Below are 7,323 nucleotides of genomic sequence, written 5' to 3'. Positions count from 1 at the left end.
TGACCGCCAGCGACTTGTGCCCCAGCGCGCGCGGATCCACGTCGGAAAAGAAATGGCGCCCTTCGAGCAGCAGGTCGATGCTGGTGGCCACCTCCTCGCGCGCGGGGGCCGGAAACAGCGCGCAGTCGTCGCCCACGCCGAGCAGTCCCTGCGGCGCGGCGCGGTTGAAATAGCGCGCGATCAGCTCGAACTCCGACGCCACGGAAACTCCAGGCAGGAAAGTGGAAAAAGGCGGGCCGGGCGGCGCCCAAACGCGCCGCTGCGGACCGGGTCAGCGGCGCTGCTGGGCGCGGCCTGCACTTCGTGCGCGTGCGCGTCGGCCGCCAGCTTGTCGAGCACGCCGTTCACGAACTTGAATCCGTCGGTGCCGCCGAACGACTTGGCCAGCTCCACCGCCTCGTTGATGGCGACCTTGTACGGCACCTCGACGTGATGGATCAGCTCGTAGCTGCCGATCAGCAGGATGCCGTGCTCCACCGGCGACAGCTCGGCCAGCGGGCGGTCCACATAGGGCGTGAAGCGTTCGCGCAGGGCGGGCGCCTCGCGCAGCACGCCGTGCAGCAGGGTCTTGAACCATTGCGCGTCGGCTTCGGAGAAATCTTCGGCATCGCGCAGATGGGCGTCGATTTCGCCGGCGTCCTGCGTGCCCTGGCCGCCGCGCAGCAGCCACGCGTACACGCCCTGCAGCGCGAATTCGCGCGCACGGCGGCGGGCGCTGCGGGCGTTGGCGCGGGCCTGCGCCGCGCTGTCAGCGCTGGTCGTCTTCTTCGTCGTCAAAATCTTCGTCCTCGTCGTATTCGTCGTCGTCATCTTCCTCGGGCTCCAGCGCCGCCACGAGGTTGGCCATCTCCACGGCCACCTGGGCGCAGTCGCGGCCCTTGCCGGCGGCGCGCGCCTGGGCCTGCTCGTCGGTGTCGACGGTGAGCACGCCGTTGGCGACCGGAATGCCGGTTTCCAGGGAGATGCGGGTAATCGCGGCGGCCATCTCGTTGCTGACCACCTCGAAGTGATAAGTCTCACCGCGGATCACGGCGCCCAGCGCGATCAGGGCGTCGAACTCGAAAGTCTCGGCCATGTGCGACAGCGCCACGCCCAGCTCGAGCGCGCCCGGCACGGTGGCGACCATGACATCGCGCTCGTCCACGCCCAGCTCGGCCAGTTCCTTCAAGCAGGCGTCCAGCTCGGCCAGGCCGATTTCTTCGTTGAAGCGGGCGCGTACGATGCCGATGTGCAGCCCTTCGCCGTTCAGGTCGGGGGTGAGGATGTAAGGGTTCATGTGTCGGCCTTCTGTTGGTTGCGTGGTGTTTCGGGAGGGTCGCAATCGTAACCCGTAATGGTGAGCGCGAAGCCCGCCATGCTGGGCATCTTGCGCGGCCGGGCCAGCAGCCTCATCTGGCCCACGTTGAGGTCGCGCAGGATCTGGGCGCCGATGCCGTAGGTGCGCAGGCCGTGGCGGTCGCCCCCGCCCGGGTTGGCCACGGCCTTGGGATCCGTCCAGCCGGCGATCTGGCCGGCCAGGTACTCGGCCGAAGGCTGGCAGTTCATGAGCACCAGCACGCCGGCCGGCGCCGCGGAGATGGCTTTCAGCGCCTGGCCCACGCCCCAGCTGTGCGGGCTGGCGCCGGTGTCCAGCACGTCCAGCACGGAGGCGGGTTCGTGCACGCGCACCAGGGTTTCGCGGTCGGGAGAGATGTCGCCATGCGTAAGGGCCAGGTGCACGGCGCCCGCGGCCGTGTCCTGGTAGGCCACGGCGCGGAATTCGCCCCAGGCCGTCTGCATGGCGCGCTCGCCCATGCGCTTGATGATGGATTCGTGCTCGCTGCGGTACTGGATCAGGTCGGCGATGGTGCCGATCTTGAGCTGGTGCTGGCGGGCGAACTCGACCAGGTCGGGCAGGCGCGCCATGGTGCCGTCGGGCTTGAGGATTTCGCAGATGACGGCGGCGGGCGTCAGGCCGGCCATGGCGGTGAGGTCGCAGCCGGCCTCGGTGTGGCCGGCGCGCACCAGCACCCCGCCCGGCACGGCGCGTACCGGGAAGATGTGGCCGGGCTGAACCAGGTCGGAAGGCTTGGCGTCGCGCGCCACCGCCACCTGGATGGTGCGGGCGCGGTCGGCGGCCGAGATGCCGGTTTCGACGCCCTCGGCGGCTTCGATCGACTGCGTGAAATTGGTGCCGTAGCGCGTGCCGTTGCGGGCCGCCATGAGCGGCAGGTCGAGCTGGCGGCAGCGCTCTTCGGTGAGGGTCAGACAGACCAGGCCGCGGCCGTGCGTGACCATGAAGTTGATGGCCTCGGGCGTGACGAATTCGGCGGCCATGACCAGGTCGCCTTCGTTTTCGCGGTCTTCTTCGTCGACCAGGATGACGATGCGGCCGGCGCGCAGCTCGGCAATGATTTCGGCAACGGACGCGATGCCGAAGGATTCCGGCGCGGCGCCGGGCAGGGAGGACAACTGGACGGACATGGCGTACACGCAAACCAGGCGGGAAAGCCCGGATTTTACCGCCCCTGGCGCCGGATTCCCTATCGCGGGCCGCAAGGCCCCCGCGCCATGCCGGCCGGCCGCCGCCCCGGAGTAAACTGCGGCCCGGAGATCTCCCGCCCATTGCACAAGGAAAACGCGCCCATGCAAGCCCTCGCGGCCATGCCCACGGACGTCGCGGCCGCCGTCCGCGTCGTGCTGACCGACATCGACGACACCCTGACCACCGACGGCCGCCTGCCGGCCGAGGCCTACGACGCCCTGGAGCGGCTGGACCGGGCCGGCGTGCAGGTGGTGCCGATCACGGGCCGCCCGGCGGGCTGGTGCGACCACATCGCGCGCATGTGGCCGGTGCGCGCGGTGGTGGGGGAAAACGGCGCCTTCTACTACGCCTACCTACGCCTACGACCGCCAGGCCCGGCGCATGAAGACGCACTACTGGACCGACGCCGCCTCGCGCGCCTTGAGCCGCCGCAAGCTGGACGCCATCCGCGACCGCGCGCTGCGCGAGGTGCCGGGCGCCGCCGTGGCCAGCGACCAGGACTACCGCGTGGCCGACCTGGCCATCGACTTCTGCGAAGACGTGCCGCCGCTGCCGGAGGCGCAGATCGGCCGCATCGTGCGCATCTTCGAGGAGGCGGGCGCCCAGGCCAAGGTCAGTTCCATCCACGTCAACGGCTGGTTCGGCGAATACGACAAGCTCACCATGACGCGCACGCTGTTCGAGCGCGAATTCGGGGTGGACACCGACCGGGCCCTGGACACCACCCTCTTCATCGGCGACTCGCCGAACGACGAGCCCATGTTCGCGTACTTTCCCATTTCGGTGGGCGTGGCCAACATCCAGTCGCAGTTGCACCGCCTCGCGCACGCCCCGCCTACGTCGCCGCGCGCCACGGCGGCGGGGGCTTCGTCGAGATGGCCGAGCGCCTGCTGCAAGCGCGCGCCCGCCGCCATACGGACGCCTGAGGGGAGGCAGCGTGGCCACTGCATCCAAGACCGCGGCCAAGACCGTTTCCAGAACCGCGGCCAAGCCGGCCGCCAACGACGGCCGCCGCAGCATCCAGTCCATCGAGGTCGGCGCGCCGCTGCTGGACGCCCTGGTCGAGGCGGGCAAGCCGCTCACCCTGCGCGACCTGGCAGCCGGCGCCGGCATGACCTCGGCCAAGGCCCACCCCTATCTGGTGAGTTTCGTCCGCGTGGGCCTGGTGCAGCAGGATCCGCTCACCGGCCAGTACGAGCTGGGCCCCTTCGCCCTGCAGATGGGCCTGGTCAGCCTGCAGCGGCTGGACCCGGTGCGGGTGGCCATGCCCGAGATCGCCAAGCTGCAATCCGAGATCGGCCATACGCTGGGCATCGCGGTGCTGGGCTCGCACGGCCCCACCATGATCCACATGACCGAGGCCAGCTATCCGGTGCACGTGAACATGCGCAAGGGCACGGTGATGTCCATGCTGAACACCGCCACGGGCCTGGTTTTCGCCGCCTGGCTGCCGCCCAAGGTGAGCGAGCACTACATCGCCCGCGAGGAAGGCGACACGGCGGTGATCGCCAGCCTGACGCCGCCGCGCCACGCCAGCGGCGCGCATCTGCAGGCCCAGCTCGCCGACATCCGCGTGCACGGCATGGCCCGCGCCCTGGGCAATCCGCTGCCGGGCGTGGACGCGCTCTCCGTGCCGGTGTTCGACAATACCGGCGCCATCGTGCTGGCGCTCACCGCGCTGGGCCCCACGGGCCTGTTCGACGTGGCCTGGGACGGCACCATCGCGCGGCCCCTGCTGGCCTGCGCGCAGGAAATCTCGCGCAAGCTGGGATACCGGGGCTGAATCGCTCAAAACGCGCAAAAACGAACATCCAACGCAAACAATCAAAGAAAGTCGAAAAGAAAAAGCAGGGACTTTCCCGAGTGTGCCTTGCGTTCTTGTGTGTTTGAATTTGACGACACGTTGACGACCCGTCAGATTCATACACAAAGAGGAGACACACCATGCCCGCCCTGCGTCTGTTGCCGGCGGCCGTCCTGGCCGCGCTCGCCGTTGGCGCCGCACCGGCCCATGCGGCCGACACCTGCCCCAACCGGGGCGACCTGGACCAGAACTTCTGCGACGCCAACAAGGACTTGGTCGCCGACACGCCGACCGACCCGGCCAAGCTCAAGACGCCGTCCACGCTGGTGTTCACCTACACGCCGGTCGAAGACCCGGCGGTATATGAAGATATTTTCAAGCCCTTCACCAAATACCTGTCCGAGTGCACCGGCAAGCGCGTGGTGTTCTACCAGGTGCAGAGCAACGCCGCCGAAATCGAAGCCATGCGCTCCGGCCGCCTGCACGTGGGCGGCTTTTCCACCGGCCCCACCGCGTTCGCGGTGAACATCGCCGGCGCGGTGCCGTTCGCGGTGAAGGGCTATGCCGACGGGTTCCAGGGCTACAACCTGATCGTCATCGTCAAGAAAGACAGCCCGTACCAGAAACTGACCGACCTGAAGGGCAAGAAGCTGGCCCACACTTCGCCCTCCTCCAACTCCGGACACATGGCGCCGGTGGCGCTGTTTCCGAAGGAAGGCCTCACGCCCGACAAAGACTACAAGGTCATCTTCTCGGGCAAGCACGACCAGTCGGTCATGGGCGTGAATTCCGGCGACTACGACGCCGCCGCGGTGGCCTCCGACGTATTCAAGCGCATGGCCGAGCGCGGCCAGATCAAGGAATCGGATTTCCGCATCATCTACACGAGCGAGAAATTCCCCACTTCCTCGTTCTCGTACGCGCACGACCTGGAGCCGAAGTTCCGCGACCAAATGCTCAAGTGCTTCTACGACTACCGCTTCCCGGACGAGATGAAAAAAGCCTTCGACGGGGCGGACCGCTTCTACCCGGTGACCTACCAGAAAGACTGGGCCATCGTGCGCGAAGTGGCCGAGTCCGGCGGCGAGAGCTTCAACCGCGCGGCCTATGACCGCGAAACCGCCAAGAACAAGGGTAAGCAGTAAGCATGACGACGTCTCTGCGCATTTCCGGCCTGGTGAAGGAATACCGGGCCGGCCGGCCGGTGCTCAATGGCATAGACCTGCAGGTCGCCGGCCAGGGCCTGACGGCCATCATCGGGCCGTCGGGCACCGGCAAAAGCACGCTGTTGCGCTGCATTAACCGGCTCATCGAGCCACCCGGGGCGAGATCGTGCTGGAGTCTCCGGAAGGCGCGGTGGACCTGGCGCGGGTGCGCGGGACGGCCCTGCGGCGGGCGCCGCCGCATCGGCATGGTGTTCCAGGAATACAACCTGGTCGAGCGCCTGACCGTCATGGAGAACCTGCTGACGGGCCGCCTGGGCTACACCTCCGCCTTCAAGGCGTGGATGCGCAAGTTCGAACCCGAGGACATCGCCCACGCCTTCCGGCTCCTGGAAATCGTGGGTCTGGAGGGCTTCGCCGACCAGCGCGCCGACGCGCTCTCGGGCGGGCAGCGCCAGCGCGTGGCCATCGCGCGGGCGCTGATGCAGCGCCCCCAGCTGCTGCTGGCCGACGAGCCCACGTCCTCGCTCGACCCCAAGACCTCGGTCGAAATCATGGAGCTGCTGGCCGCGCAGGGCAGCGCCAGCGGCATTCCCGTCATCGTGAACATCCACGACGTGGAGCTGGCGCGCCGCTACGCCACCCGCATCATCGGCATGTCGGGCGGGCACGTGGTGTACGACGGCGACGGCCACGGGCTGGACCCGGCCATGCTCAAGACCATCTACGGAGGCGAGTCGTGGCTGGAATGACCGTTCCCGGCGGATACCGCCCCTTTGCCATGCCGGGCCGCGTGAAGGCGGGCTTGGCGCTGGTGGTCATCTACGCCGTCTACGCGGCGGCGCAGCTCGATTTCAGCTGGGCGCGCTTTCATTCGGGCATCGGTCATGCGGCGACCTTTCTGTCGCGCATGTTTCCGCCCAATTTCGAGAAACCCGACACGCTCTGGAAAGGCATAGGCGAGAGCCTGGAGATCGCCGTGCTGGCCTCGCTGCTCGGCATCCTGCTCTCGCTGCCTATCGGCATGCTGAAGGCGGGCTTGGCGCTGGTGGTCATCTACGCCGTCTACGCGGCGGCGCAGCTCGATTTCAGCTGGGCGCGCTTTCATTCGGGCATCGGTCATGCGGCGACCTTTCTGTCGCGCATGTTTCCGCCCAATTTCGAGAAACCCGACACGCTCTGGAAAGGCATAGGCGAGAGCCTGGAGATCGCCGTGCTGGCCTCGCTGCTCGGCATCCTGCTCTCGCTGCCTATCGGCATGCTGGGCGCGCGCAACCTGATGCCGGCGTGGATCTCCTGGCCGGCCCGCGCGCTGGTGGCGCTGTGCCGGGCGCTGCATCCGGTGATCGTGGCCATTCTGTTCGTGAAGGCGGTGGGCTTCGGCGCGCTGGCCGGCATCCTGGCGCTGATGGTGGCCTCGGTGGGCTTCATCGGCAAGCTTTTCACCGAGGCCATCGAGGAAATCTCGCTCAAGCAGGTCGAGGCCGTGCGCGCCACGGGCGCCTCCTTTGCCAACGTGGTCCTGTTCGGCGTGCTGCCGCAGGTGTTCGCGCGCTTCGTGGGCTTTGCCACCTACCAGTTCGATTCCAACCTGCGCAATTCCACCATGGTGGGCATCGTGGGCGCGGGCGGCGTGGGCGGCACGCTGTTCTCGGCCTTCCAGCGCTTCGACTACGATTTCGTCGCGGCCATCCTGCTCACGCTGATCGCCATCATCATGCTGGGCGAGATCCTGGCCGGCTTCGTGCGCGCGGTGTTCCTGGACAACCTGGGCTTCGACCGCATCCTGCGCAGCCGCCGGACCGGCGCGCGCGGTCCGGATCCGGCCTCGC

Annotated in this window: 6 protein-coding genes and 3 pseudogenes; 5 read left to right on the top strand and 4 right to left on the bottom strand. The window is 68.0% G+C overall.

Annotated features, from left to right (window positions below):
* The 4 genes and pseudogenes from AD428_RS20070 to ribBA form a co-directional block, all read right to left on the bottom strand.
* Positions 1-202: pseudogene (locus tag AD428_RS20070) on the bottom strand (thiamine-phosphate kinase); the annotation flags it as partial.
* 83 nt (positions 203-285) lie between these two features.
* Positions 286-777, bottom strand: a pseudogene (nusB, locus tag AD428_RS20065) (transcription antitermination factor NusB); the annotation flags it as partial.
* Positions 749-1,276 carry a 6,7-dimethyl-8-ribityllumazine synthase gene (gene ribH, locus AD428_RS20060; protein WP_053246353.1) on the bottom strand — a complete coding sequence of 176 codons (528 nt, stop codon included), beginning with the start codon at positions 1,274-1,276 and terminating at the stop codon, positions 749-751. The pseudogene nusB and the gene ribH, both read right to left, overlap by 29 nt.
* Positions 1,273-2,463: a bifunctional 3,4-dihydroxy-2-butanone-4-phosphate synthase/GTP cyclohydrolase II gene (gene ribBA, locus AD428_RS20055; RefSeq protein ID WP_053246352.1), complete on the bottom strand. Its 1,191-nt coding sequence runs from the start codon at positions 2,461-2,463 to the stop codon at positions 1,273-1,275. Before ribBA ends, ribH begins: the two co-directional genes overlap by 4 nt.
* A 162-nt stretch (positions 2,464-2,625) precedes the next feature.
* On the opposite strand from ribBA, the pseudogene AD428_RS25545 reads away from it, so the two are divergent.
* The 5 genes and pseudogenes from AD428_RS25545 to phnE form a co-directional block, all read left to right on the top strand.
* Positions 2,626-3,450: pseudogene (locus tag AD428_RS25545) on the top strand (HAD-IIB family hydrolase).
* 11 nt (positions 3,451-3,461) lie between these two features.
* The gene (locus AD428_RS20045; protein WP_053246350.1) at positions 3,462-4,307 is read left to right on the top strand and encodes an IclR family transcriptional regulator; all 846 of its coding nucleotides are present in this window, start codon (positions 3,462-3,464) and stop codon (positions 4,305-4,307) included.
* A gap of 161 nt (positions 4,308-4,468) precedes the next feature.
* Positions 4,469-5,473 (top strand): phosphate/phosphite/phosphonate ABC transporter substrate-binding protein, encoded by a 1,005-nt coding sequence (gene phnD / locus AD428_RS20040; RefSeq protein ID WP_053246349.1) that lies wholly within the window; start codon positions 4,469-4,471, stop codon positions 5,471-5,473.
* Between the two features lie 2 nt (positions 5,474-5,475).
* Positions 5,476-6,243, top strand: a complete 768-nt coding sequence (phnC, locus tag AD428_RS20035) for a phosphonate ABC transporter ATP-binding protein (protein WP_082308511.1) — start codon at positions 5,476-5,478, stop codon at positions 6,241-6,243.
* 272 nt (positions 6,244-6,515) lie between these two features.
* The coding region (gene phnE / locus AD428_RS20030) for a phosphonate ABC transporter, permease protein PhnE (protein ID WP_053246354.1) at positions 6,516-7,323 on the top strand (808 nt) is incomplete at its 3' end.

The organism is Achromobacter sp. DMS1, from assembly GCF_001270295.1.
Note: the sequence above shows the minus strand (reverse complement) of the source record. Positions and strands in the feature narration are given on the sequence as shown.

Bases quoted from the DNA above. Each gene is read 5' to 3' on its own strand.
- ribH (WP_053246353.1), bottom strand. From the start codon at position 1,276: ATGAACCCTTACATCCTCACCCCCGACCTGAACGGCGAAGGGCTGCAC.
- phnD (WP_053246349.1), top strand. From the start codon at position 4,469: ATGCCCGCCCTGCGTCTGTTGCCGGCGGCCGTCCTGGCCGCGCTCGCC.
- ribBA (WP_053246352.1), bottom strand. From the start codon at position 2,463: ATGTCCGTCCAGTTGTCCTCCCTGCCCGGCGCCGCGCCGGAATCCTTC.
- phnC (WP_082308511.1), top strand. From the start codon at position 5,476: ATGACGACGTCTCTGCGCATTTCCGGCCTGGTGAAGGAATACCGGGCC.